Annotated in this window: 16 protein-coding genes; 8 read left to right on the top strand and 8 right to left on the bottom strand. The window is 68.2% G+C overall.

Translation table 11 applies throughout. The annotated features are described in order from the left end of the window. From EV644_RS20770 to EV644_RS20760, 3 genes are all read left to right on the top strand, one after another. Positions 1-765: an ABC transporter permease gene (locus tag EV644_RS20770; protein ID WP_132190337.1), complete on the top strand. Its 765-nt coding sequence runs from the start codon at positions 1-3 to the stop codon at positions 763-765. Positions 766-902: 137 nt separating this feature from the next. After that, complete coding sequence (locus tag EV644_RS20765) at positions 903-1709, top strand: DUF2785 domain-containing protein (RefSeq protein WP_132190336.1); 807 nt, start codon at positions 903-905, stop codon at positions 1707-1709. A 5-nt stretch (positions 1710-1714) separates the two neighbouring features. Continuing rightward, entirely contained in the window at positions 1715-2503 is a 789-nt protein-coding gene (locus EV644_RS20760; RefSeq protein ID WP_132190335.1) for a class I SAM-dependent methyltransferase, read from the top strand. Here EV644_RS20760 and EV644_RS20755 read toward each other — a convergent pair. The 3 genes from EV644_RS20755 to EV644_RS20745 all read right to left on the bottom strand — a co-directional run bounded on the left by EV644_RS20755 (position 2479) and on the right by EV644_RS20745 (position 5706). Beyond that, entirely contained in the window at positions 2479-3273 is a 795-nt protein-coding gene (locus EV644_RS20755) for an alpha/beta fold hydrolase (protein WP_158292893.1), read from the bottom strand. The genes EV644_RS20760 and EV644_RS20755 overlap by 25 nt on opposite strands. Before the next feature lie 16 nt (positions 3274-3289). After that, a complete protein-coding gene (locus EV644_RS20750) occupies positions 3290-4525 on the bottom strand; it encodes a serine hydrolase domain-containing protein (RefSeq protein WP_132190333.1) in 1236 nt (411 codons plus the stop codon). A gap of 161 nt (positions 4526-4686) precedes the next feature. Then, positions 4687-5706 (bottom strand): NAD-dependent epimerase/dehydratase family protein, encoded by a 1020-nt coding sequence (locus EV644_RS20745; protein WP_199239931.1) that lies wholly within the window; start codon positions 5704-5706, stop codon positions 4687-4689. Positions 5707-5883: 177 nt separating this feature from the next. Here EV644_RS20745 and EV644_RS20740 point away from each other — a divergent pair, with 177 nt between their 5' ends. Further along, positions 5884-6486: a TetR/AcrR family transcriptional regulator gene (locus EV644_RS20740; protein WP_199239930.1), complete on the top strand. Its 603-nt coding sequence runs from the start codon at positions 5884-5886 to the stop codon at positions 6484-6486. Between the two features lie 81 nt (positions 6487-6567). On the opposite strand, the gene EV644_RS20735 is transcribed toward EV644_RS20740, so the two are convergent. Next, positions 6568-7944 (bottom strand): hypothetical protein, encoded by a 1377-nt coding sequence (locus EV644_RS20735; protein WP_132190331.1) that lies wholly within the window; start codon positions 7942-7944, stop codon positions 6568-6570. Positions 7945-8073: 129 nt separating this feature from the next. Here EV644_RS20735 and EV644_RS20730 point away from each other — a divergent pair, with 129 nt between their 5' ends. Continuing rightward, the gene (locus EV644_RS20730; protein ID WP_132190330.1) at positions 8074-9534 is read left to right on the top strand and encodes a DUF7059 domain-containing protein; all 1461 of its coding nucleotides are present in this window, start codon (positions 8074-8076) and stop codon (positions 9532-9534) included. A gap of 16 nt (positions 9535-9550) precedes the next feature. Here EV644_RS20730 and EV644_RS20725 read toward each other — a convergent pair whose 3' ends face one another. From EV644_RS20725 to EV644_RS20710, 4 genes are all read right to left on the bottom strand, one after another. Beyond that, a complete protein-coding gene (locus EV644_RS20725; protein ID WP_241998541.1) occupies positions 9551-11128 on the bottom strand; it encodes a GGDEF domain-containing protein in 1578 nt (525 codons plus the stop codon). Positions 11129-11151: 23 nt separating this feature from the next. Beyond that, entirely contained in the window at positions 11152-12705 is a 1554-nt protein-coding gene (locus EV644_RS20720) for a GGDEF domain-containing protein (RefSeq protein WP_132190329.1), read from the bottom strand. 221 nt (positions 12706-12926) lie between these two features. Then, on the bottom strand, positions 12927-14228 hold the full coding sequence (locus EV644_RS20715) for a cytochrome P450 (protein ID WP_132190328.1): 1302 nt from the start codon (positions 14226-14228) through the stop codon (positions 12927-12929). 270 nt (positions 14229-14498) lie between these two features. After that, entirely contained in the window at positions 14499-18266 is a 3768-nt protein-coding gene (locus EV644_RS20710) for an NPCBM/NEW2 domain-containing protein (RefSeq protein ID WP_158292892.1), read from the bottom strand. 731 nt (positions 18267-18997) lie between these two features. Here EV644_RS20710 and topA point away from each other — a divergent pair. From topA to EV644_RS45430, 3 genes are all read left to right on the top strand, one after another. After that, positions 18998-21760 (top strand): type I DNA topoisomerase, encoded by a 2763-nt coding sequence (gene topA / locus EV644_RS20705; RefSeq protein WP_132190327.1) that lies wholly within the window; start codon positions 18998-19000, stop codon positions 21758-21760. Beyond that, positions 21760-22203 (top strand): Fur family transcriptional regulator, encoded by a 444-nt coding sequence (locus EV644_RS20700; RefSeq protein WP_132190326.1) that lies wholly within the window; start codon positions 21760-21762, stop codon positions 22201-22203. The genes topA and EV644_RS20700 overlap by 1 nt, the downstream gene beginning before the upstream one ends. 386 nt (positions 22204-22589) lie before the next feature. Then, positions 22590-23708: a hypothetical protein gene (locus EV644_RS45430; protein ID WP_199239928.1), complete on the top strand. Its 1119-nt coding sequence runs from the start codon at positions 22590-22592 to the stop codon at positions 23706-23708. Positions 23709-23829 lie beyond the last annotated feature (121 nt).

Raw genomic sequence — 23829 nt, 5'->3', positions numbered from 1 at the left:
ATGTCGCTGATCACCGTCGAGCGCATCAAACTCTTCTCCACCCGGTCGCCGTGGTGGTGCATGATCGTCGCCGCCGTGCTGTCGATCGGTCTGGCCGCACTGGCTACCGGTTTCGCGTCCGGACCGGACGAGTTGCGGGTGACCCCGGCCATGACGCAGTTCGGTGTCGGCCTCGGGCAGATGGTCATCATGGTGATGGCCGCGCTGGCCGTCACCACCGAGTACCGGTTCGGCACCATCCGGACCAGCTTCCAGGCCGTTCCGCAGCGTGTGGCCCTGCTGCTCAACAAGACCATCGTGGTCGCCACGCTGGCCGCTGTCGTCGGCCTGGTCGCCTCCTGGGGCTCCTGGGTGGTCGGCAGCCTGCTTGCCAGCGGCGCGGACATGAAGATCGACACCGCGGCCGAGTGGCGGCTGATGTTCGGTCAGGGCCTGGTCTACGGCTTGGCCGCGATCTTCGCGGTCGCGGTCGGAATCCTGATCCGGCAGAGCGCCGGTGCGATCGCGATCCTGATCCTGTGGCCGCTGCTGGTCGAGAGCCTGCTGCCGCTGATCCCGAAGATCGGCGACGACCTGCAGAAGTGGACGCCGTTCACCAACGCGAACCAGTTCCTCAACGGTGGCCAGGACATGGGCCTGGCCGGTGCCGACGCCGCCGGCGCCAGCACCGCGCTGTCACCGTGGTGGGCACTGGCGTACTTCGCGGCCTGGAGCATCGGCATCCTGGTGATCGCCCTGATCACCGCCAGCAAGCGCGACGCCTGACGAACGGCCGCCGGGTCGCCTTGCGGCTCGGCGGTGCTGGGTCCGGCCGGGCTGAGGGGTCCTGGCCGCTACGGCCCGTGGAACATCTGGTTTTCTCAGATGTCCCACGGGCCGTTCTCTTTGTTAGCCTGCCGCGCATGACCGACTGGGCGCGGGTCCGCGCCGACGGCTTCGCCGTACCGACCGATCGTCCGCTCAGCGATCTCATCGCCGAACTCTCGGTGCTGCTCCGGTCGCCCGATCCGCTGGTCCGAGACGGCCAGGCGTACGCGACGCTGGCCACCTGGATCGGCACCGGCGTGCTCAGCTCCGACCAGTTGCGCTCGCTCGGCGACGAGATGGTCGCCCGCTTCGCCGACGATGAGATCCAGGCCCGGACTTTCGCGCCGTTGATCCTGGACTCGATCGTGTCCGCCGGGGTCTTCGAGCCGAACTGGGTGCCGCCCTTCGAGCGCTGGTACGTCGCCGAGGAGGACCTGCGCGGGTTCGACCCCAAACTGGGCTGGTTGCACGCCGTGGCGCACGGGGGTGACCTGCTGGCGGCCCTGGCGCGGATGTCTGCCGTCGAGCCGGTGGAGATGCTCCGGCTGGGCATCGGGCGGCTCCTGACGCCCACTGAGCACGTCTTCCGGGATCTGGAGGACGACCGGCTGGGGTATGCCCTCTCTGTCGCGCTGACTCGCTCTGATCTGGCCGAGGAGGAAGCGACCGCCTGGCTCGATCCCGCGATCCGGGCCGCCGCCGCGGGGCGCGCCGGCGGGTATCCCGACGGCATTCCCGCGGAGCTGTCGAACACCCTCCGCACCCTGCGCGTCGTCTACCTGATGCTCGACCACGGCGTACACCTGGACGATGACAACCCGCGCGCCGAGGTTCCCCATCGCGACGTGGTCAAGGCCCGCCTGGTCGAGTTCTTCCAGACCGTCACGCCGTACTACTTCTGACCGGCATGAGTACGGCTGCGATCCGGGACAACTACAGCCGCGTCGCAACGACGTACGACGGGAAGTGGGCCGACGTGCTCGCGGTGCACGCTCGGGCCGTGGCGGATCGGCTGTCGCTCGGGGAAGCGCGGCGGGTGGCCGAGGTGGGTTGTGGTCCGGGGCGTCTGCTGTCGCATCTCGCCGAACTCGCGCCACAGGCTGAGGTGATCGGGGCTGATCTGACCGAGGCGATGCTCAGGCAGGCGCCGGCTCAGTTCGCTCGGGTGGTCGCCGACGCGCAGGCTTTGCCGTTCCGCGCCGGAGTCCTCGACGCCGTGGTGATGCCGTTCGTCCTCTTCCACGTCCCCGATCTCCCTGCGGCCCTTGCCGAGGTACGCCGGACGCTGGTGGCGGGTGGTTCCTTCGCGGCGGTCACCTGGTCCGGGCACGACCCGCATCCGGCGTACGACGTGTGGGTGCGGGTGATCAACGATTTTCGGGCGCCGCCTGATCCCTCGCCGCAGATGCCGTCGAACGACACCACCTCCGACCCGGTAGAGCTCCGGATCGCCTTGCAGGACGCGGGATTCGTGTCTGTCGAGATCACGGTCGAGCGATTTCACCACCAGCCGACTGCTGCCGAGTTTCTGGCTCACTCGCAGGTGATCGGGGCGATGGCTCGGCGGATCGACCTGCTGCCGGCGGATCGGCGTGCAGAGTGCTTGGTGGCTGCCGAGAGGGAGTTGAGCGGGCTCGCGCCGGAGGCGTTCGTCGAATCCGGCACGGTCCTCTACTCAACCGCCGTTGCGTCGTAGGCCGCCTGTCGGAGTAGGAAGGCGCGGGTGAGTCGTCGGAAGTGCTCCGGGTCTTCGAGCCACGGGTAGTGGGCTGCGTCGGGGACGATGGCGCGCTGGGCGTTCGGGAGGGCGGCTAGCAGGGAGTCGGTGCCGGCGGGCGGTCGGAGGTCGTGGGCGCCGTGAATGATCAGGGTCTGCGAGGTGACGTTGCCGCAGGGCGTGATGCGGTCGGGCAGTGCCCGTACTTCGGCGAGGAGGGCCTCGGCGCACTCCTTGTTCGGCTCGAATCTGGGGGTGTTGAGCCGGCGTGCCTGGCTGAGTGCGGTGGAGCGGTTGGCGAATCCAGTGGAGATCCGGGCCAGCCACTCGTCCTCGCAGGGCTCCGCCGCGAGGATCTCCGCAACGCGCTGCCGGTACGACGGAGGTGGTCCGTCCAGGCCGACGCTGGAGACGAGGAGGAGGCAGTCGACTCGGTCCGGGTGCGCCTGGGCGTATTCGAGGGCGAGGATGGCGCCCCAGGAATGGCCGAGCAGGTGCACTTTCTCCTGGCTGGTGTGGTTGCGGATCGTCTCGAGGTCGGCCACGAATCGCGCGAGCGTGTAGGGGCCGCGGCGATCCGATCTTCCGGCGCCCCGCTGGTCCCACTGGTAGACGGTGAAGTCGTCGGCCAGCATCCCCGCGAGTTTGTCGAAGACGTCCCACCAGCCAGGCCCGCCGTGCACGAGCACCACGGGCGAACCCGTCCCGCTGACGCGACTCCAGAGCGCGCACCCGTCGTCAGTGATCACCTGCTCCACGGCGTACTCAGTCGGTGAGGGAGGAGTAGACGGCCGCGCGGAGTTCGCGGCGGATCGGGTACGTGGCTGAGGGGCGGAGTTGGGTCAGGAAGATCGCGATCAGGTCGTCCGCCGGCGACACCCAGAAGGCGGTCGAGGCCGCGCCGCCCCAGAAGTACTCGCCTTTGGTGCCGATCGTCTGTGCCACGGTCTGGTCCAGCAATACGCCGAAGCCGAGCCCGAATCCCTGGCCCTCCCGACGCGTCTCGCCACCGAAGTCGGCCATCGAGGCAAGATCGCGGCCGTCGGGCAGGTGATTGGCGGTCATGAAGCGCAAGGTCCGCGGACCCATCACCCGGACACCGTCCACCGAGCCACCGCCCGCCATCATCCGGCAGAACCGCAGATAGTCACCCGCGGTCGACACGAGCCCCGCAACCCCCGACAGAAAGCTCCGCGGCCTCGTGTAGGCACTGGTCCAGGGATCGTCCGCCAGCACGAAGGCGCGGGACTGCTGCCTACCGGGTTCGGCGTACGTGTAGGCGGCGGCGAGGCGGTGGATGTTTGGTTCGGGGACCGAGAAGCCGGTGTCGATCATGCCGAGGGGGTCGAAGAGGCGGTCCTGGAGGTACTGGTCGAGTGGTTGCCCGCTGATCACCTCGCAGAGCAGGCCGACCAGGTCGGTGGAGATGCCGTAGATCCAGCGCGAGCCGGGATCGGCCTGCAGCGGGAGCTCGGCGAGCTGACGAGGTAGATCGGCCAGGGAGGCGGTGGAGTCCATGCCGGTGAGGCCGGCTCGGCGGTAGAGCTCGCCGACCGGGTTCTTCCCGTTGAGCGCGGCGAGGCCGGACGTGTGCATCAGCAGATCCCGGACCGTCATCGGCCGAGCAGGCTCGCGTACTTCGAAGCTTTCTGCGTCGCCGCCGGCGAAGACCTTCAGGTTCGCCAGCTCTGGCAGATAGGCGGACACCGGGTCGTTGAGCTGGAACAGGCCCTGCTCGTACAGGAGCATCAACCCGACGCTGACGATCGGCTTGGTCATCGAGTAGATCCGGAAGATCGTGTCCGGGCGCATCGCATGACCACGCTCGACGTCCATCGACCCGTTGGCCTCGAAGTGCACCACCTCGCCCCGCCGCGCGACCACGCTGACCGTCCCGGCGTACCGCCCCTGGTCGACGTACCGGCGTACCAGGCGGGTGACGTTCTCCAGCCCGGCCGAGGACATCCCGACCTCTTCAGGCTTCACGGTGACCGTCGACATCGCGCCTCCCTGTAATGACCATTTCATTCAGGAGGATATGTGTCGCAAACGCTACAAGCAATGCTTAACTGGATCTTCGGGGTCGGGCGGGGTCCTGGGAGCTGGGTGGCCGACGAGGTGATGGGTCGGTCTCGTGGCTGTCGTCAGATCGCGTGGCGGCGTCAGATCGCGTGGCGGGCGATGAGGCTGTTCGCGCAGGCCAGGACGGTCTCTTCCGCTGGGCGCGGCGACCAGCCGAGGATGCGTCGCGCCTTCTCGGTGGTGTGCCGGTTGCGCCGGCCCAGGGAGATGGTGATCGAGCGGAGCGACCGGTCCCAGAGGGAGGTCAGGCGGACGAGGAAGTCGGGGATCTGCCGCGTCGAGACCTTCTTGCCGGCGTCGCCCAACCCGTCGTGGAGCGTCTGGGCGATCTCCCGCATCCAGACGAACTCGCCGGTGCCGAGGAATCGTTCGCCGCCGGCCTCGGGCGCGGTCATGGCGCGGAGATGCAGGTCGGCGAGGTCGCGGACGTCGACCACCTCCAGGCCGATTCGCGGTGCGCCGGGCAGGTCGCCCTGAATCATCCGGGCGATGATGCGGACCGAGCCGAGGTTGCCGTCGGCGAGGATCGGGCCGAACACCGCGCCGGGGAGGATGGTCGCCAACTCGGTCGGCCCGTCGTAGTCGGCCATGAAGTCCCAGGCTGCCTTCTCCGCAAGGGTTTTAGAGCGCCTGTACGCCGGCAGCGACGGGTCGTCGACAGTCCACAGCGTCTCGTCGGTGACCCCTTCGGCGGTGTACAACGAGGGGGATGCGGCGTTGGCCGCCGAGGTCATCACGACCCGCTTCACTCCTCCGGTCGTCGCGGCGCGGAGCACCCGCAGGGTGCCCTCGCGCGCAGGGATGATCAGCGCGTCGGCGTCACGCGAGGTCTCGTCGCCGAGCGGGGACGCGACGTGCAGCACGTACTCGACGCCGCGGACGGCCTCGTCCCACCCGGCGTCATCCGTGAGGTCCGCCACGGCGAAGCTCAACCGATCCCCCGGATCGACGACCGACCCGACCGCCGCACGAACAGCCTGCGTCTTCGCAAGACTCCGCACCGTGGTCCGGACGTCATACCCGTGCTCGAGCAGTGCCACGATGCACCACCCCGCGACATACCCAGTGCCACCCGTCACCAACACCGTCGCAGCCATCATCAACTTCCGTCCGTCATCCCGCTGAGCGTATTCTCCCTAACTGGAAGATTCCTCCACAAATATATGGAAGATTCCTCCACTTAGCAACACCCATGCTGTCCGCCCCTGCCCCGAGGAGCCCTCGCCATGCCCCGAACCCCCGAAGACCTCCGCAGTACGAGCGACTCAAGTGATCCGGTGAGTGTGAGCGACACGAGCGATCCGGTGGGTGGGCGGAGGTTGCGGGCTGATGCTCGGGCTAAGCGGGAAGCCGTTTTGGCGGCGGCAGTGGAGGTGTTTGCGGAGCGGGGGGTGGATATCGCGCTGGATGAGGTCGCTCGGCGAGCGAAGGTGGGGATTGCGACGCTGTATCGGCACTTTCCGACTCGGGAGGCCTTGATCACCGGGGCCTATGTGCGGGAGATCGGGGCGCTTTGTGACGGGGTTGAGGAGCTTCTGGGGGAGATGGCCCCGGATGAGGCGTTGATCAGTTGGATGCAGCGCTTCATCGGGTACGTTTCCGGGCGGCCGGGAATGGCGCAGGCTGTGAAGGCTGTGGTGGTGGCCACGGACTCGACTGCGGTGCAGCTCAGTCATGTGAAGGTGTACGCCGCGCTGGAGGCGATGCTCGAGGCTGGGATCGAGGCCGGGCTGTTTCGCTCGGACATCACCGTGGACGACGTTGCCGGTGCGCTGAGCGGATTCAGCCTGTCCGTCGGCTCACCCGGTTCGAAGGAACGTGCGGACCGTCTGGTCCGCCTCCTGGTCGACGGACTGCGCTACGGAGCACCAACGACCTGACCCGAGGCTCGATCGGCACCTCCACCTACGAAGGACCCGCGGCCCGGTCGGCATTTCCACCGACCGAGCCGCTTGCGCTGGTCAGCGGAAGATGGCGGTGGCGGTGAGGGGTGGGTAGGTGACTGTGCCGGACTTGGGGGTGGCGCTGAGGGCGTAGCCCTTGGCGGCGAACTTCAAGCGGGCGGTGGCCGTGAGTTGTACGACCTTGGTGTCGGCGGGGACCTCGAGAGTGAGGATGTTGAAGTCTGGCTTGCCGGGAGCGGCGGGGACTGGCCGGCCGTCTGCGGTGGCCGTCAGGAACGGGGCGGTCCAGTCGATCTGGTACTGGATGGACTCGTACTTGAGGGTCGAGGCGAGTTGCACACGGACCCACGCCTTGCCTTGCGGCGCCCAGCCGCGGGCGGGATCCCAGGGAGCCAGGACAGCCTTCTGCAAGGCGAGCGAGTAGGTGCTGGTGAAGTCGCGGCCTTGGTTGCCAGGCGTGTTCGGCAGGGACTTGCTCAGGTCGGTGAGGGTCCCGGAGCGGTAGTAGGTGGCCGCCGTGTCGGTGGTCCGCTTGCCGGTGGTCAGCGACAGTGACTGGACGACAGGGCCACTGGTTGCCGTCAACAGGACGTCAGGGACGTCCTTGGGGACTGAGACGAGCAGCATCTGGTCGCCGGTCATCGCGGAGGCGTCGCCGCGCGGCAGTACGTCGACCGGGCGCTGCTCGCCGCCGACCGTTACGGTCCACTTGGTCGCGGTGGTTGTCCCGGCCGCGTTCGCGTCGAAACCTGGGCGGTCCGTCAGCGGGTCGATGGTCGGGCTCGTGCTGAAGATCGCGGCGATGAACTTCTCACCCGACGCCGGTGCCTTCACCTCCGCACCACTGCCGATGGTCTCCGGTGTGGCGAGTCCCTTGAGAGTCACGGTGCCGTCGGGCAGGACGAGCTTGTCCGAGACAGGCTTCGGCTCCAAGGTCTCACTCTTCGCGGTGACGGTGGTCAGGCTCGGGGTCGCCGCTGGTGCTGGAGGAGCAGCCAGGCTGTCGGCGTTGTCGTCGGTCACCTTGTCGTCCGGTCGCCACAAGGAGCTGCTGTCCGGGCGCAGCTGCGACTGCTTCCAGGGCTCGTTCTCAGGGACTTCCAGGCCGGGCTCGTCGCCACCGGTGGTGGTGATCCGGACGAGGTCCCAGACCTGGCGCTCCGCAGTACCGAGGCGGCGGAGGGGGCCGCACGCTACGGTCCCCAGTGATTGATTGCCGTCGGCACCGGTCACGAAGTAGCAGCGGCCGTCCGGGCTGAGGTTCTTGTTCGGCTCGGTGTCGACCCGTTGGTGCCAGTCGGACTCGACCGTGGTCAGGAACGCCTCGGTGGTCTTCTTCTCGACCGTCCCGGAGCCGGTCTGCAGCCCTGATGCCCCGCACCCGGCCACGAGCACCAACCCCGCGGCCAGGACGAGCCCCGCTCGCATCATCATCGCGTTTCCCCTTCATTTGCTGACGTCTGATGCCTGAGATCCTGTCAGGATTCGACCCCGCGCAACGGGCCGATCCGGAACCTGTGGATAACTTCCGGGCAGGTTCCGGCGGCCTGCGAGGATGGGGTCATGGACGAGCAACAGCTGAGTGGTTCCCTGGTCGATCGGCTCCGGGACGCCTTCGAGACGGCGGGCTACACCGTGGGAGGTGTCGCCGCGCGGCTGGGTGCCCAGGCCGACAACGCGCTCGCGCGCAACGAGACGACCTTGGCCTATCAGCGCACCGCCGGCGGCGACCCGCTCGACATCATGATCAGGCTGTTCCTGCTCCAGCGTCCGGTGCCGAAATCACTGACCGCGAAGGCATTCCACGGCATCGACGACGATCTGCTTGCCCTGGGCATCTTGACGCCGCGGGGCGACGAGATCAGTGCGGCGATCGATCTGCGACCGTATGCGGAGGACGATCGGCAGTGGTGGGTGGTCGCGGATCTCACGCCCGGGCTGGATGGCCGGCGAGAGCCGATGCGGTCCGATTACGTGCTCGGCATCGCGCCCGCGAGCCTGAGCCTGGTCAAGCTGACCGTGCCGATCAAGGCCGAGAAGGCGCTCGACATCGGCACCGGCTGCGGCATCCAGGCGCTGCACCTCGCCGACCGCGTCGGCCATATCGTCGCCACCGACGTGAACCCGCGAGCCGTCCAGCTCACAAGCTGGACCGCCGCGCTGAACAGGATCGACCTGGACGTCCGCGACGGCAGTCTCTACGAGCCGGTCCGGGAGGAGAGGTTCGACCTGATCGTCAGCAACCCGCCGTATGTGATCGCGCCGCCGAGTGACGGGCGGTTGACCTATCGCGAGACGGGTTTCGCGGGCGATGCCGTGGTCGAGCAGCTCGTCCGGCAAGCACCGGAACACCTGACGGACGGCGGCTGGTGTCAGTTGCTCGCGAACTGGACCTGTGTGCGCGGCCAGGACTGGCGAGAACGGATCGCGAGCTGGACAGGTGACCGCTCGAGCTGGGCTGTGCAACGTGAACAGCTCGACCCTGCCGAGTACGTCGAGCTGTGGCTGCGCGACGCGGGGCTGCAGGGACGACCGGAGTACACGAGCCGGTACGACGCTTGGCTGCGGTGGCTCGACGAACAGCAGGTGGAGTCGATCGGCATGGGCTGGATCAACCTCCACAACGTCGAGGGGGGCACCCTCGCGGAGGAGTGGCCGTTCGAGATCGAGCAGCCGATCGGCCCGCACGTGCTCGACAGGTTCGAGCGAGCCGAAGGGCTGCCGGCAGATCTGACCCCGCTCTACCTGACGACGGCGGATGACGTGGTCCAGGAGACCGCAGGCCGGCCAGGTGCCGAAGACCCGGCGACGATCGTGCTGCGGAGACAGCGCGGGATGCGCCGGGCCGAGCAGGCGGACACCGTGCTCGCCGGCTTCGTGGGCGCGTGTGACGGAGATCTGAGTGTCGGGCAAATCCTCAACGCGTTGTCCGAGCTGCTGGATCGCCCGGTCGAGGAGGTCCGCACGGAGTACCTGCCACAGATCAGAAACCTCGCTGTAGAAGGGTTCCTGACCATGGCATGACCCCGAGCCAGCAGGACTACTGGCGAGGCAGTCCACCCGCACGACGGTGGCGCTTCTCGGCGTACATGAGGCGGTCCGCCTCGGTGAGGAGGTCGCCGACCGCGGTCCCGTCGGTGGTGGCGGCGTGGCCGATGCTCAGCCGGAGCATCGCGAACCACGGCTCCTCCGCGTCCGTGGCGACCCGTTCGGCCGCGGCTCTGATCCGCTCGACCAGTTCCCGCGCGCCACGCTCGTCCGGGTTGTCCAGCACCACGACGAACTCATCGCCGCCGGCGCGGGCGACCACGTCCTCGGCACGGCACTGCTCGGTGAGCAGGTGCGCGACCCGGCGGAGTACCTCGTCGCCGCAGGCGTGACCGTGGCTGTCGTTGACCACCTTCAGGTTGTCGACGTCGATCGCGAGCACCGCGACGGAGCGACCCGAGTCGAGTGCGGCCGTCATCCGCTCGTCCAGCGCACGGCGGTTGCCCACGCCGGTCAGCGGATCTTCCCGAGCGGCGCGCCACTCGGCGTCATGCCGGATGGAGAGATCGTGGGTGGCCAGCGCGCTGCGTACGGCGTACAGGCCGCGGAGGCGTTCGGCCCACCAGCCGCGGGTGATGGCGCGCGCGTACTGCAGGCCGGAGGCCGCGCCGGTGTCGCCGGAGTCCGCGACGATCTGTACGGCGGTGTGCCGCACCAGCGCCTCGACCGGCGGATCGGACGTGGGGGGCAGGTCGGTGTTCGCCCGTTCGGCGGCTTCCATCGCGTCGTCGAGTTGACCCATCGCGGCGTAGGCCTTGGCCAGATAGGCCCCCGCGATCGCTGCGACCTCAAGAGCACCCAGCTTCGCCAACTGGTCGCGGCAGTCCTTGAGGATGACCGCGGCCCCGCCGGGATTGACGTCGTACTCGCTGGCCGCGAGCCACATCCGTCCGGTCATCCGCCAGTAGCCGATCAGGCGGGCCCGGACGATCACCTCGTTCGCCTCGGCGGCCCACCGCTTGGCCTCGAGCCGCCGCCGCCGGATCTCCTCGTCGTACGACGAATCGCCCAGCCGCTCCATCTCGTGCGTCCAGCGGAGGTTGGACTCCGCCAGGTTCAGCCGGTTGATCGCGGGGGACTCGGGCACGCCGAGCGGATCCGCATCGGCCTCGGCGGCCAGTTCGAAGTGTGGGATGCACAACTCGAACAGCCGCAGCAGGTCGTAGGCGTAACCCAGGCCGGTGTTGCCCCAGCTCAGCAGACCGGGGTCGCGCGTCCGGGCCAGTGCGTTCTCGGCGGCTACGAGGTCGGCGACGGAGTCACCACCCTCACCGGTTCGGATCAGGGTGACGATGCGGACCGCCAGCGCATTGGCCTCCCAGCCTGGTTCCTCGATCGCGCGAGCCACCCGGACGCAGTCGTCGACGGCGTCGAGGGCCTCCTCGGCGTCCATGCCGTGGTGTGCGGCGACCGCGCGGACATACTCGGCGGCGGCGCGTTCGCTGCTCGGGTCGGGGCCGAGCTCCGCCAGCAGCCGGCGGACGTCCGCCGCGGCCTCGGCCGGGTGACCGGACTGGGCGCGGGTCATCGCCGCGGCTATCCGCGCGGTCACGCCCGACGTCTCGCGCACCCGACCTCCCCTGTCGCCGACCCTCACCTGACTCGGCGCTTGTCCTCGTACAACCGGTTGTCCGCCATCGGTACCAGGAGTTCCACCGGCACCCCCTCCGCGGTCGCGGCGTACCCGATGCTCAGGCGCAATCCGCGCAGCCACGGTTTCGCGGTCGTCCCCGCGACGATCGCGACCGCGGCCCGGACCCGTTCGGCCAGTTGGGCGCCGCCCTTCGCGTCCGGCTGATCCAGCACCACGAAGAACTCGTCCCCTCCCGATCGAATCACGGCATCGGTCGCTCGCGCCTGTTCTACCAGCAGATTTGCCACTAGTTGCAGCAACTCGTCCCCACAGGCATGCCCGTAGGTGTCGTTGACCACCTTCAGGTCGTCGACGTCGATGGCCAGCAACGTCACCGCCCGCTGGGAGTCTCGCGCCGCCATCAGCCGCTCGTCCATCGCCCGGCGGTTGCCGATGCCGGTCAGAGGATCCTGCCGTGCCGCGTGCCATTCGGCATCATGACGCGCCGACAGATCGTGCACGGCCAGCGCATGCCGTACTGCGTTCAGCGCGCGCTGGCGTTCCTTCCACCAGCCACGGGCCACCGAGCGCGCATAGGCCAAGCCGGCCGCGGCACCGAACTCGCCGTTGGCCGCCGCCAGCTCCGATCTCGTTTGCAGGACAAGGATCTGGGTCGCCGGATCGGCCAGCGGGATCAGGTCATCGGTCGCGCGTTCGGCGGCAGCCCTTGCCTGGTCCAGCTTTCCCTCGGCCGCCAGAGCCCTTGCCAGGTAGGCGCCGGCGATCGCGAGCCGCTCGGTCTCACCGAGCTTGCTGATCTGATCGCGGCAGTCCTCCAATTCTTCAACAGCTGCTGCGGGATCCCCGGCGGTCGCTGCCGCGGCGAGCCACAGCCGCGCGCTCAACCGCCAGTACTCCTGGCTCTCGTCGTCGACGATCACCAGCACCGCTTCGCGAGCCCAGTACGCCGCCGAGGCGAGTCTCTCCTCGATCTCCGCCTCGTACGCCGGGTCGCCGAGCCGCTCGAGTTCGTGGGCCCAGCGGAGGTAGGTCTCCGCGAGGTTGAGCCGGTCGATCGCAGGCGATTCCGCGAGCTCGAGCACGTCGGCGTCGATCCCGGTGGCGCTCTCGTAGTGCGGGATGCACAGCTCGAACAGCCGCAGCACGTCGTACGCATAGCCGAGTCCGGTGTGGGCCCAGCCCCGCAGGCCGGGATCAGTGGTTCGTTTGAGCGCGTGCTCGGCGGCGACCATGTCGTTCACGGTGTCGCCACCGCGTCCGCTCCGGGCCAGGTTGATGATTCGGATCGGCAAGGCGTTCGCTTCCCAGCCCGGCTCGTCGATCGCGCGGGCCACCGCGAGGCACTCGTCCACCGCTGCCAGCGCCTCGTCGGCGTCGCTGGCATGGTGCGCGGCCACGCCACGGACGTACTCCGCGGCCGCCAGCTCGTAGCTGGGCACGCCGCCGAGCTCGCCGCGGATCGCGTCGATCTGGTCCGCCGCGACCGCGTGTCCGCCTGATTGGGCCAGCGTCATCGCGGCGGCGATGCGTGCGGTCAGCTGCCCCGCGTCCATCCCCCGCCCCTCCCGTCCGTCACCCGCTGTTCGGGTCGGACCGCCCATTGTGGTCGCGGAGGAGCCCGCTGTCACGGCCTGATCACCAGTACTCCGCTCAGCGTGGTCGTCGGCCCGGGTTGTCAGGACAAGGAACGCGGTGCCGAGGGCGCGGGAAGCGGGACAGGAAACGGAATCCCGGAGGAGGAAAGCGGCACCCCAGGGCGAGGAGGTCGGTCGGATCAGCCGGCTGCCTGTTGGGTTTCGGCGGCGCGGAGCTGTACCGGCAGGGACTCGACTCCGTAGACGATGGAGAAGTCGCGGAATCGCAGTTGGTCCTCGGAGACAGCGAGGGACAGGTCCGGGAAGCGGTGTGCCAGGGCGGTGAAGGCGGCTCGCAGTTCCATCCGGGCCAGCTCGGCGCCGACGCAGCGGTGCATGCCGTGCCCGAACGCGAGGTGCGCGGCAGGTGCTCGCTGCGGGTAGAAGGACTCCGCGTCCAGCCCGAACACCTCCTTGTCCCGGTCCGCGCCGGACAGCGAGACGGCGACCAGGTCGCCCTTCTTGACCTGCTGGCCGAACAGATCCTGGTCGTGCTTGGCGAACCGCGGGAAGGCGACCTGGACAACCGTTAGGTACCGCAGGAGCTCTTCGACGATCGCGTCCACCGCCCCCGGCTCGTTGCGGATCCGGGCGAAGTTCTCCGGGTCGCGCAGCAGCACCAGGGTGCCGAGCGCCAGCATGCTGGCCGAGGTCTCGTAGCCGCCGAGGAAGACGCCGTCAGCGAGCCCACCGAGCTCGACGTCGTCGATCCCGGCGCCGTGCTCGCGGATGATCGAGCCGATCAGGCCGTCGCCGGGGTTCTTGCGCTGCTTGCCGACGATCTCGAAGAGGAACTCGCGCGACTCGCTGGCCGAGCCGAAGACGCCGATCCCGCCGCCGGACAGGTCGAAACGGGCCGGGCCCAGGGCCCGGAACCTGTCCCGGTCGGACTCCTCGACGCCGAGCAGGTCGGCGATCAGCAGGAAGGGGACGTTGAAGGCGAAGTCCGTGACGATGTCGACGACCGGGCCCTTGGCCTCCATCAGGTCCAGCTGGTCGTTGACGATCTTCTCGATCGCCGGCTCCAGCCGGGCCAGCCGCCGCTTGGTGAACTCGGGGGTCAGGAGCTTGCGCAGCCGGGTGTGGTCCGGCGGGTCGGTGAAGCCGAGGCCGCCGATCCCCTCGGACGGCTTGTCCGGGTCCGAGCCGACCAGCGGCCGGATGTCGTTGCTGAAGTTCGTGGTGTCCGCGAGCACCGCCTTGGCCTCGGCGTGGCCGCTGACCACCCAGACGTTCAGCCCGAACAGGTGGGCGAGTTTGTGGACCGGCTCGGTCTCACGGACCTCACCCAGTTCCGGGGTCGGGTCCAGGCCTTCGCGCCGCAGCGGCATCGAGAGCTGGCGCGGGACGATCCGCATCTTCGACAGATCCAGTCCACCCCGGCGAGTGGCCCTGTTCAGCAACCGGCTGCCGACCCATCTCTTCAGGTATGTCACAACCATGACTCCCACGCGCCCTCTCTGAACAGCTGCCCCGACGGCTGCATCCCTACTTCGAAAGTAGTCGCCCTGGGGACCAGATCTGATGGTGTTGGCACTACTTCCTCAGTGGCTCTGGCACCACCATGGGAGGGGGCCATGGTCCTGCCAGGTCAGACCCTGTCATGGAGAAGGGGCGGGTTACCACCGGAACCCACCTGTACCGTCCCCTGGGACGGCGATCAGGTGGGTTCCGGGGGTGCTCAGGGAAAGTCCAGCCGAAAGTCGGATGTGTCAGCTGCTCCCGCAGGTTAGGCGGGCGTCCGCCCAGTCGGCGTGGTCGCTGGTGACACCGTCGCCGGCGTCGGTCACCTGCAACGTCAGTAGCTGACCACCTGTCACATCAACCGTGACAGGCACCGTCGGCGACGTTCCGGTGAGCAGATCCGATGTGTACTTCGCCACACCGTCGACGGCGACCTTGAAGCTCACCTTGCCACGATCCTCCATCTCGTCGTCCACCCCGATCTTCGCGGTGAGGGCCGAACAGTTGCCGCCGAGCCGGACGCTGACCGACGACGGCGCGTGGGTCCCGAGCCCCTTGGCGTACTGCGTGCCGTTCAGCGTGAGCGGGCCGCCGTCGCCGGCGCCGTCCTCGCCGTTGCTCGTGTCCCGCTCAACCGGTCCCCAGCCGTTGCTCGAGGCGATCCACTCCAGGTCGCTCACCCAGGGCTGTCCGGTGGGTGCCGACGGTAGCGGCTTGTCCGCGATGGTCGCGGCGAAGAAGCCGAGGCCGCCGCCGGGCAGCTTGATCGCCTTCACCGTCTTGCCCGGATCCAGTGCTACAGCGGTGTAGAAGACCCGGTAATCCGTTGTGGTGTTGGCCAGACCGGCCGGGGTGTACCGGCCCTTCACCGAGACCGCGAGCTTCGCGCCGCCGGTGGTCGGGTCCTGGCAACACCAGTTCGGCAACTGGAACGGAGCCTGCGACTCGGAACCATCGGTGTAGATGACCGTGACGCTCCCCTTGGCGTTCAGGCTCGCTCCCGCGCCCAGCAGGGCAAGGTGAGAACCGGTGCCGGAGACGAGGATCGGGGCCGGCTGGTTCTTCACCAGGTTCGGCGTTCCCGGAGCGCCCGTGGGCCAGGTGAAGTCGGCGTCCTGCACGGTGACCTTCGCACCCGGCGTGTAGCCCGCCGCGGCGAGGGCCTCGCCGTTGAAGCTGTTGCCCGATCCGTCGAAGTTGCCCTGGGCAAAGCTCGACGCGTCGCTCACGCCGACGACGTTCGCCGCCTGCGACAAGGATGCGTAGGGCAACTGTGCCGTGGCCACCGTGCTGTTGGTGTACGCGGCGCCGTCCACGTTGTACGACGCGTCCAGCCGCAGGGTGAAACTGGCCGGTTTCACCGCAGCGGCGGGGGTCACCGCCAGCTTGGTGCTGACCGTCTTGCCTGGGTCGACCTTGGCGAAGGTGCTCGTACCAGTGGCCGTCCACCCGTCCGGCAGGTCGAGAGCCAGCCGTACGTCGCGCATCGCCGTCGTACCGGCGTTCTTGAAGGTGGCGGTGACCTCGGTGGCCTGGCCCGGGGCGTTCCACAGGGACGGCGACGCGAGCTCGGGGGTGCCGAAGGTGTCGGAGACCGCCTTGCCGCCGCCGACCGAGGTGGTGTCGTCCAGTCGCACGGTGGCATCACGAGAGGTCGACAGTGATGCCGTCTTCACCAGCACCACGCCGTTCTCGTAGTACCAGCCGGTGGAGGCCGCGAGGTACGCGTTCTTGCTGACCAGCTTGGTGAGCTTGCTCCCGTCCACGGTGACGTCGCGCGGTGCGGTGCCGGTGTGCACGGTCAGCTCGTACGCGCGGGCGTCTGGCTTGCCCGCGTACGAACCGCGGCTGGCGCCGATCTTGACGGTCACGTCGCCGCGCGCCGAGACGGGTGCCGCGACCTCCAGCAGTTGGCTGGCGGACTTGTCCAACTTGTAGTCACGGGTGACGCGGTCGTCCTCGTAGAGCGAGAAGGACGACTTGCCCTGCGGGTAGACGTCGACGGTGAGCCGGTCGCCGAAGCCCTGCTCAGCGGCCGAGTTGATGCCGCTCTTCCACATCGGGACCACCGCGCCGGCCTTGACGAACAAGGGCAGCGTGTCGAGCTTCGCGTGGTACCCGTTGACGGTCGTCGGGCCCTGGTAGACCTTGCCGGTCCAGTAGTCCACCCAGTTGCCCTTGGGCAGGTAGATGCCGCTCTTCACCTCGTCGGCGCCCCACATCGGCGCCACCAGGAACTCCTTGCCGGCCAGGAACTCGTACTTCGTGGTGTCGTCCCAGGTCTTCGGGTCGTTCGGGTACTCCAGCACCAGCGAGCGGTTCAGCGGAGCACCTGTACGGTGCGCCTCGGCCGCGTACGAGTAGAAGTACGGGAGCAGGCGCTCGCGGAGCTTGAGGTACTTGCGGTTGATCGAGGTGTACGGGTCGCCGTACGTCCACGGCTGCTTGAACGCCGGGGTCGCCCAGCCGGACATCGTCATGAAGGCCGGGTTGAACACCTTCCACTGCAGGTCCCGGGTGTAGCTGGTCGGGGAGCCGCCGAAGATGCCGTCGACGTCACCCGCGCTGTAGGCGATCCCGGAGTTGCCGGAACCGGTGATGGCCGGGATCTGCCACTTGATCGCGTCGAGGGAGCCGCTGTGGTCGCCGGTCCACTGCACCGCGCACCGCTGCGCACCCGCCCAGCCTTCGACCATCCAGGCGTAGCCGCGGGCGTTGCTGTACTGCTCGATGCCGTCGTGCGCGGTGTCGCAGGCGCTGAGCGCGTACCGGTAGCCCGGGCCGACCCAGGCGACGTCCAGCTTGCGCACCCGGACTCCGGCCTCGCCCACCTCGGCCGGTTGCCGGTCGAGGGACGACTGCGTCCACAGGCCCATCTGGATGTTCCGCCGACGCAGTTCGTCACCGGTCTGCTCCAGCGCGGGGATCTCCCGCTTGCCCCACCAGGTGCCGTCGACCTGCTCGGAGTCGGTGTCGTCGGAGTACCCGCAGCCGTAGTCGTCGTTGACCAGCATCCAGCCGCCCGGCATGTCCTCGTCCCGGAACTTCTGCGCCACCTTGACCGCGTCCAGCGTCGTCACCTTCTCCGGGTGGACCTTCCAGTCGTTGCTGGTATCCGGGTCGGTGGCGTAGTGCCCGCGGTTGTAGCAGTCGGAGTCGCCGTACTCGAGGCCGTAGATCGGCGGCATGAACGGACGGCCGCTCAGCTCGGTGTAGCGGTCCAGCGAGGTCTTGAGGTCGCCGACGAAGTAGTACGCGTCGAACCGCTTCTCGTCGTGCTTGGCGACGACGGGGTCGGTGAAGCTGTAGCTGCCCGGCGCGAACGTGTTCCGCAGTACGCCGTAGCCGGCGGTGCTCATGTAGTACGGAGAGGCGTTCGGGTTGCCGCCGTCCTCCCAGTTGAAGTCGCGGGCGACCGTGATGGTCTGGTCGCGGTGCGAGAAGCGGCCGTTCTGCATCCCGCCGCCGAAGTACTGCTCGTTCGCCCCGCGGCTCAGGGATTGGGTGGTGGAGGTGTCGTTCCAGGACAGCGGAGCCGTCTCGGACCAGACCTGCTGCCCGTTCGCCCGGTACAGGGAGAAGCGCAGCGGCGACTTGTTCGCCCGTACCTCGATGGCGCCCGTCTTGAGCGAGTAGTAGCTCCCCAGGTCGCGCCAGGACGTCTTCGGCTTCGCGTAGTCGGTCTTGGTGACGATGTTCGACGCCGGGGCGGTCGGGTCGGTCGGCGGGGTGTTCGCCGGGTCGGTGAAGGTGCCGTCCGGCGCGAGCCAGATCCGGAACACGTCGTCCTTGAGGAAGACCACGCGGACCTTCGCGGTCCCGGCGGTCAGCGTGTACTGCGCTGTCTCGGCGGCGAAGGCGGTCACCGCGCCGAGGGCGGTGTCGCCGGCGGAGGCCTCGGTGGAGCCGGCGGCAGCGGGTCCCGCGCCGACTGCGTTGACCAAGGCCCCCGCGACCAGAGCCAGGGATGTTCCGGTGAGAAGGGCTGAACGTTTAACGCGGACAAAGATGCTCACGAGTGCCTCACTTCACGCATCTATGAACAGGATTGCGCTATTGATAGCTCACAAGGTCGGGCTTTGTCACTAGATCGGGCCTGATCGGTCGCTGAGTGGTCGTCATGAAGTTGAGACCGGGTCTCCATCACACGGTGGCTCCGCGCCGGAGGTGGGGACGGCTTTGATGATTCGCCGGCCAACAATCAGCTACCCGGCCGCCCGGTTCATCGGCGACTCCAAGCTCGCCCGGTACATGCATGCCCGCCAAGACCGCGGCGTTCGTCGACGCCCCGTGGTCGAACGCCATCCAGTCGCCGCCGGGCAGCGCGGCTGGAATATCTCGGCGCATACTTCGACCAGTTCCTGAAGGGACGTCCGCAGCGACTGCTGGTGAGGGAGTCCCCGAGGTATCCGGACGTGAAGTTCGTTCGATGACGAGGTCTCCGCGGGCCGAGGTGCATCTCACACCCCGGTCCGCGGCCGGACCGCGAGCGCGGGAAACGGGGGTGGATTTCGGGCGTCCGGCGGGGCGCCCGCGACGCGCGGGAGACGGGGTTGGTGACCACTTTCTGAAACGCTGATGAGGGTCTCGACGCTCCGAGCGGTTACCGTGCGCTGAGAAATGCGTTGCTGTCGGCCGTACTCTGTCCTCGGACGGGTCGGTCTGTGTCAAAGGTCTGCCTGGGGAATGGGCGGTCCGGCCGCAGACGTTGTGGGGCAGGACGAGAGTGGCAAGAGCAAGGAGCGCAGTGGCAGGGGCATCTGGGACCAAGGCAGCACCCGGGGCGGCGGCGACGTCGACCGGACGACGGCTGGTGATCGTCGAGTCGCCGAAGAAGGCGCGGATGATCGCCGGCTTCCTGGGGTCCGGGTACGTGGTGGAGTCGAGCTTCGGCCACATCCGGGACCTGCCGAAGGGCGCCGACGAGATCCCGGCCAAGTACAAGGGCCTGCCCTGGGCGCGGCTCGGGGTCAACATCGAGGACCACTTCGACCCGCTGTACGTCGTACCGGCGGACAAGAAGGCGCAGATCCGCAAGCTGAAGGACCTGCTCAAGGACGCCGACGAGCTCTACCTGGCCACAGATGAGGACCGCGAGGGCGAGGCTATCGCGTGGCACCTCTTGGACGAGCTGAAGCCGAAGATCCCGGTCAAGCGGATGGTCTTCCACGAGATCACGCCGAAGGCGATCCAGGACGCGGTCGGCAGTGCGCGCGACATCAACGACGCGCTCGTCGACGCCCAGGAGGCCCGGCGGATCCTGGACCGGCTGTACGGCTACGAGGTCTCGCCGGTGCTCTGGAAGAAGGTCATGCCGAAGTTGTCGGCGGGCCGGGTCCAGTCCGTCGCGATCCGGATGGTGGTCGACCGGGAGCGCGAGCGGATCGCGTTCCGCAGCGCGTCGTACTGGGACCTGGACGCCACCCTGGACGCCGGCGAGGGGAAGACGCCGCGGCTGTTCCCGTCCCGGCTGGTCTCGGTGGACAGCCGTCGGGTCGCCCAGGGGCGTGACTTCGCCTCGACCGGTGAGCTGAAGAGCGGGAACACCGTCCACCTGGACGAGTCGACCGCCACCGCGCTGGCCGCGGCGCTGCGGGACTCTTCCTTCACCGTCCGTTCGATCGAGTCGAAGCCGTACACCCGCAAGCCGTACGCGCCGTTCCGGACCACCACGCTGCAGCAGGAGGCCGGGCGCAAGCTCAACATGTCCGCCTCGCAGACGATGCAGATCGCGCAGCGGCTGTACGAGAACGGCAACATCACCTATATGCGTACCGACTCGGTGACGCTGTCCGACACCGCGATCACCGCGGCCCGGGCGCAGGTCCGCGAGCTGTACGGCGCGTCGTACCTGCCGGACAAGCCGCGGGTCTACACCTCCAAGGTGAAGAACGCTCAGGAGGCGCACGAGGCGATCCGGCCGGCCGGCGAGCACTTCCAGACGCCGGCGCAGACCGGGCTGAGCGGTGCGGAGTACCGGCTCTACGAGCTGATCTGGATGCGGACCGTCGCGTCGCAGATGAAGGACGCGGTCGGCAACAGCGTCTCGATCAAGATCGACGCCAGGGCCTCGTCGGGCGAGAACTGTGAGTTCACCTCGTCCGGCCGGGTGATCACCTTCCACGGCTTCCTGAAGGCGTACGTCGAGGGCGCGGACGACCCGTCCGCCGAGACCGACGACCGCGAGACGCAGATCCCGGACGTGAGCGAGGGCGACGTACTGCCCGCGACCGAGGTGCTCGCCTCCGGTCACGAGACGAAGCCGCCGGCCCGCTTCACCGAGGCCACGCTGATCGCCCAGCTGGAAGAGCGCGAGATCGGCCGCCCGTCGACGTACGCGTCGATCCTCGGCACCATCCAGGCCCGCGGCTACGTCTACAAGAAGGGCAACGCGCTGGTTCCGGCGTGGCTGGCCTTCGCGGTGGTCCGGCTGCTGGAGGAGCACTTCACCCGGCTGGTGGACTACGCGTTCACCGCGTCGATGGAGGACGTGCTCGACGACGTCGCGGCCGGGAATCTGCAGCGCGAAGGGGTGCTGGGCCGGTTCTACTTCGGCGACGACGGCATCGAGGGCCTGCAGTCGATGGTCAGTGATCTCGGTGACATAGATGCCAGGGAGATGTCGACCTTCCCGGTCGGCTCTGACGGCAGCGGAATCGTGGTCCGCGTCGGCCGCTACGGCCCGTACGTCGAGGACAAGGACGAGCAGCGCGCCAACGTGCCGGAGGACCTGCCGCCGGACGAGCTGACCGTGGAGCGGGCCCGCGAGCTGCTCAGCCAGCCCTCCGGGGTCGAGCTGGAGCTCGGGCAGACGCCGGATACCGGTCTCAAGGTGGTCGCGAAGGCCGGCCGGTTCGGGCCGTACGTGACCGAGGTGCTGCCCGAGGACGCGCCGAAGTCCGCCAAGCCGCGGACCGGCTCGCTGCTCAAGTCGATGTCGCTCGACTCGGTCACGCTCGACGACGCGCTGAAGCTGCTGTCGCTGCCCCGGGTGGTCGGCAAGGACCCGGAGTCCGGAGACGAGATCACTGCGCAGAACGGCCGCTACGGGCCGTACCTGAAGAAGGGCACCGACTCCCGGTCGCTGCAGACCGAGGATCAGATGTTCGACATCACCCTCGAGGAAGCGTTGAAGATCTACGCCGAGCCGAAGCAGCGCGGCCGTCGAGCCGCGGCACCGCCGCTGAAGGAGCTGGGCGAGGACCCGGAATCCGGTCAGCCGGTGGTGGTGAAGGAGGGCCGCTTCGGGCCCTACGTCACCGATGGCGAGACGAACGCGACGCTCCGCAAGGACGACTCGGTCGAGACGATCTCCCTGCTGCGCGCGGCCGAGCTGCTCGCCGACAAGCGGGCCCGCGGACCCGTGAAGAAGACGGCCAAAAAGGCCGCTGCCAAGAAGACGACGGCGAAGAAGACCGCCACCAAGAAGACGGCGGCCAAGAAGACCCCGACGAAGAAGACCGCTGCCAAGAAGACGACGGCGAAGAAAACCGCGGCCAAGAAGTCCTGATGTCCGGTACTGCGAAGGGCCCGGCCGAGGTCACCGCGCAACGCCTCCGCGAACGAGGCGAGCGGGTCACCCCGGCCAGACTCGCTGTCGTGGAGGTGCTGGCGAGCACCGAGGAGCACCTGAGCGCGGAGCAGATCGGCGAACGAGCCGAGCAGCTGCGGCCAGGCATCCACCGAGCGACGGTCTACCGGGCGCTCGACGCGTTGGGTGAGTTCGGCCTGGTCACGCATGTGCACCTAGGTCGCGCCGGCACGACGTACCACCTGGCAGGGGAGCTGGCGCCGCGCCACCTCCACCTACGTTGCAGCGAGTGCGGCACGGTGGTCGACGTCGCCGGCGACATCCTAGATCCGGTGCGCCGGAAGCTCTCCCGCGAACTCGGCTTCCAACTGGCCCCGGAGCAGGTCGCCCTCGTCGGCCTCTGCCGCAACTGCGCGGGATAGTTTCCTTCCCACGCAGCTCCTCCGTCGCTCGCTCCCGCCCACCCCTGGGTCACCGCTCCTTTGTAGCGGCTCATGAACCCGCGGTGGCGCGCCTCGCCTACACGCGTTGGACACCCGCTGGGTGAGACCGCTCGACGGGCCCCGCAGGGCTGTGCGCCTTAAGTTCGCGCGATTGACGGCAGGTATCAGGACGCACCGTAATCGCCGCCGCGACCTTCCACTACAGTGCGGGTTCATCGTTACTGTCCGTACAAACTGTGTGTGGGGTCTTCATGCCGGCTGGCCGTGGTCTCTTGTTGTACGGGCCGCCAGTAGCAGGGCTAGACACCATCACCGAGGCGCTTTCGGTACTCGATCCGAGATTCACTCTCTATCAGCGCCTCAAGGTGGGCGACGGGCGCACCGCCGGGTACCGCATCATCGATCTCGACGACTTCGCCCGAGCCGACGATGCCGGCGAACTGCTACACAGCTACTCGCGGTACGGAGCGCTGTATGGCATCGACCGGAGTTCATTGAGCACCATGCTTCAGGACGATCTGGTCCCGGTCGTACATCTGGTACGAGTCGACGGCGTACTCGCGCTCCTCGAAGCCGGGTTCCCTGCGAAGTGGACCATCGTGTGCTTGTGGTGCGCATTGAAGGAGACCGAGCAGCGGCTCACCGCGCGCTCCGACGCACGGGCAGAGGAACGGACTGCGGCGTGGGGCGAGACTCTCGCTGACCTGCGCGACGCCGGACTCGATCTGTTCGACCTGACAATCAATACCGGCACGGTCGAACCGGAGCAGGCCGCCGCGCTGATCGCCCAGACCGTCGCCCTCAACCCCCCGCCGGACCTAGCGAAGAACCAGGTCGCACGGCGGGCGCGAAAGCTCTTCGGCCAGCCTCGATTCGTCGGCTATTTGAAGGCATCAGGTAACACCACCCTGGCTGCGGTGGAACTTTACGAGTGGAACGCCGCGATATCCGCGGCCTGTTGGGAGGTTCTGGGGCACGTCGAGGTCGCGATCCGCAACGCCATGGTGGGCAAGCTCGCCGAGCGGCACAGGCGCCGGACGCTGCCGGGGTCGTGGCTCGACGATCCTCTGAGCGACCTGACAGACAAGGCTCACGGTGACATCGCGAAGGCTCGGCGTCAGGTCCAGATGAAGGGCAAGCCGCTCAGCGACGGGCAGGTCATCGCTGAGCTGGGCTTCGGGTTCTGGCGGTTCCTTCTCGCCCACCGATACATGACTACGATCTGGCCCGACCTGAGCTACGCCTTTCCCTACGCGCCGGATCGGCAGCTCGTCAGCCTCGAGCAACCAGTGGCCCGTCTGTGGGAGATCCGGAACCGGATCGCCCACAACGAGCGCATCTGGAACCAGCCCATCCGCGAGCTCCACGACGATGCTCTGCTTGTACTCGGCTACATCGACCCCTATTTGGCGCAATGGGTCGCGGATCGTAGCCGGGTCCCTGCGCTGCTCAGCCGCTGCCCGATCCAGCTCCCGAGGCCTTAACGGCATGGATCGCCAGGGTGTTTAAACGCACTGAGTGTGTAGACTGGTCGGCGAAGACCTTGGAACGGTCCCTAGTAGTCCGCTACGGCGGGCAGGCTAAACCGCCAGGGTTCCGGTATTT

This window comes from Kribbella orskensis (assembly GCF_004342085.1).
GTDB lineage: Bacteria > Actinomycetota > Actinomycetes > Propionibacteriales > Kribbellaceae > Kribbella > Kribbella orskensis.
This window is presented reverse-complemented; position numbering and strand designations above follow the sequence as displayed.

Bases quoted from the DNA above. Each gene is read 5' to 3' on its own strand.
- EV644_RS20770 (WP_132190337.1), top strand. From the start codon at position 1: ATGTCGCTGATCACCGTCGAGCGCATCAAACTCTTCTCCACCCGGTCG.
- EV644_RS20765 (WP_132190336.1), top strand. From the start codon at position 903: ATGACCGACTGGGCGCGGGTCCGCGCCGACGGCTTCGCCGTACCGACC.
- EV644_RS20760 (WP_132190335.1), top strand. From the start codon at position 1,715: ATGAGTACGGCTGCGATCCGGGACAACTACAGCCGCGTCGCAACGACG.
- EV644_RS20750 (WP_132190333.1), bottom strand. From the start codon at position 4,525: ATGTCGACGGTCACCGTGAAGCCTGAAGAGGTCGGGATGTCCTCGGCC.
- EV644_RS20745 (WP_199239931.1), bottom strand. From the start codon at position 5,706: ATGATGGCTGCGACGGTGTTGGTGACGGGTGGCACTGGGTATGTCGCG.
- EV644_RS20735 (WP_132190331.1), bottom strand. From the start codon at position 7,944: ATGATGATGCGAGCGGGGCTCGTCCTGGCCGCGGGGTTGGTGCTCGTG.
- EV644_RS20730 (WP_132190330.1), top strand. From the start codon at position 8,074: ATGGACGAGCAACAGCTGAGTGGTTCCCTGGTCGATCGGCTCCGGGAC.
- EV644_RS20720 (WP_132190329.1), bottom strand. From the start codon at position 12,705: ATGGACGCGGGGCAGCTGACCGCACGCATCGCCGCCGCGATGACGCTG.
- EV644_RS20715 (WP_132190328.1), bottom strand. From the start codon at position 14,228: ATGGTTGTGACATACCTGAAGAGATGGGTCGGCAGCCGGTTGCTGAAC.
- EV644_RS20700 (WP_132190326.1), top strand. From the start codon at position 21,760: ATGTCCGGTACTGCGAAGGGCCCGGCCGAGGTCACCGCGCAACGCCTC.